Below are 1237 nucleotides of genomic sequence, written 5' to 3' on the forward strand. Positions count from 1 at the left end.
AACCCTTATAGAGAAAGACATTGGACGATTTTTGTCAATTGTTTTTGATCTAGAGCGAGCTAATCAGTTAAATCTTTTGCCAGATAAGGATTTAGTCGATTTATGCCCCCCTATCGAACCATAACAAGTAACGAAGAGCCACTTTAGTAATGATCTAAGCCGTAACTTGCATAATCTCTTTAGCGGGAACAGCTAACACTAATTGATTAGGATAAACAATTTCTACGCCAATTGTCTCCATAAATGCTTCTTTTTCTGCTTGAGTGGCTGAGACAAAATTTCCTTGTTCATCATATTTAACCCAATTCCCAAATAATTCTACTAGATAAGCCTCCCCATTTTTCAGAACTTCTACAATTGCTCCAACTGTACCGATAGGCGCAATTCCGCCATCGGTTAAGGGAATATCTTCCGTTAGTTGAATATCATCAAATAATTTAAACTTACTCATTTTTATTACTCTAAACTTTTATTGATTGAAACTAGAAGGTACTGCTGTGACAAATCTCACCACATCTTCTCCTGTCAGGATAATCCAAACAGTACGAATTTGATGTAATTTACCAGAATATCCCCTGATTTTAACATAAGCACGATAGCGATCGCCATACTCTGTTGTATCTTGTTTTTGTAATATTTCGAGAGATACTGTCTCTAGTATAGCTTCTCGAATCGCTTCAGGATTATCAAATCCCATAACTTCACGCCAAAACTTACGTTTATCTCCACCAACGCCTGCTTTAGTGGTGTGGTTGAGCAGATAGTTAGCCTTAGATAAGGGAAATTCAAATTGAGTCGCTGAAATCATTTATGTCTAAACCAAGAAACCCTCGAAGCAATATTTTCCTGAGATGACGATTATAGCGTGTCATTGCGAGGGGGATATACTTGTATCGCATAAAATCATAATTCTCAGCCTTGCTTGCGATATTTTTCTAGTAGGTGTTTTTGATAAGTTGTCGGTTCTGACTGAGAAAAGGGCGATAGTTGTTTCAATTCTTTAACCCAATTTTCCCAAGCATTATTCATGGTTTGAGTTTCATTTTCTTTAAGTAGTTGCTGTTTGCTGTTCAGGTTTTTTATCCTTCCCTAAAAAGGCTCTTCGGTTTGTGTTATGCAATGGACGGGGGTTATAAGGGATGGAACCCTTATAGAGAAAGGCATTTAGCGATTTTTGTCAATTGTTTTTTATCTAGAGCGAACTAATCAATTAAGTCTCTTGCCAGATAAGGATTTA

The 1237-nt window shown here is 36.9% G+C and carries 2 protein-coding genes; both read right to left on the reverse strand.

The genetic code is table 11. The features are described from left to right. Window positions 1–154: 154 nt before the first annotated feature. The gene (locus PX482_RS22740; RefSeq protein ID WP_002763537.1) at window positions 155–451 is read right to left on the reverse strand and encodes a DUF4926 domain-containing protein; all 297 of its coding nucleotides are present in this window, start codon (window positions 449–451) and stop codon (window positions 155–157) included. Between the two features lie 18 nt (window positions 452–469). Next, window positions 470–808: a DUF6883 domain-containing protein gene (locus tag PX482_RS22745; protein ID WP_002763535.1), complete on the reverse strand. Its 339-nt coding sequence runs from the start codon at window positions 806–808 to the stop codon at window positions 470–472. Window positions 809–1237: the final 429 nt, after the last annotated feature.

The sequence above is a fragment of the Microcystis sp. M53602_WE12 genome (assembly GCF_030065455.1).
In the GTDB taxonomy this organism is placed as follows: domain Bacteria; phylum Cyanobacteriota; class Cyanobacteriia; order Cyanobacteriales; family Microcystaceae; genus Microcystis; species Microcystis aeruginosa.